Origin of the sequence: Roseospira navarrensis (assembly GCF_009601025.1) — a bacterium.
GTDB lineage: Bacteria > Pseudomonadota > Alphaproteobacteria > Rhodospirillales > Rhodospirillaceae > Rhodospira > Rhodospira navarrensis.
Genome location: NZ_WIVE01000169.1, coordinates 1 through 749, shown reverse-complemented (window position 1 = coordinate 749; position 749 = coordinate 1). Strand labels below are relative to the sequence as shown.

Below are 749 nucleotides of genomic sequence, written 5' to 3'. Positions count from 1 at the left end.
GTCTGTCCGGTGTGCGGCGGCAAACGTGGCTGGGCGCTGGAAACCAAGGCGTGGACCACGGAGTGCGCCGACTGCGGTCGGCAGACCTCGGTCACGGCGGGAACGGTCATGCACCGCAGCAAGCTGCCCCTGACGGTGTGGTTCTGGGCGGCGTATCTGATGGCGACGCACTCCAACGGCATCTCGGCCAGCCAGATCCGGTCGCAATTGGGGCTGGGCTCCTACAAGACCGCCTGGCTGCTGTGCGCCAAACTGCGCAGCGCCATGGTCAACCCGGAGCGCACGCCGCTGTCCGGTCTCGTGGAGATGGACGAGACCAGCATCCCCTTCAGAACACACGACGATCCGCCCGCCGGTGGACAGGGGCGCAGCCACCAGGGCAAGATGCTGGTCGCAGGCGCCGTAGAGGTCACCAACGGCGGGCCGGGCCGCATCCGCCTGCGCGCCATCCCTGACTTCTCCGGCAAGACGCTGGCGGCTGTCGTGAAAGACACCCTCGGACCCGGTTCCACCATGAAGACCGACGGATGGACCGGCTACGCTGCGTCCGCCGATGTCGCCCACGATCCTCACGTGATCGGCTCCATGGCTGCCCATATCGTGCTTCCCTGGATTCACCGCGTCTTCTCCAACCTGAAGGCCTGGGCGCTTGGCGTCTACCACGGCCTGCGGCGCAAGCATCTGCAAGCCTACCTCGATGAGTTCGTCTTCCGCTTCAACCGCCGCCGCACCCGGCACGCAGCCTTTCG

The 749-nt window shown here is 66.9% G+C and carries 1 protein-coding gene; it reads left to right on the top strand.

Annotation, left to right across the window (positions count from 1 at the left end):
* Nucleotides 1-749: IS1595 family transposase (locus GHC57_RS19135; protein ID WP_153347259.1), on the top strand; the 749-nt coding region annotated here is incomplete at both ends.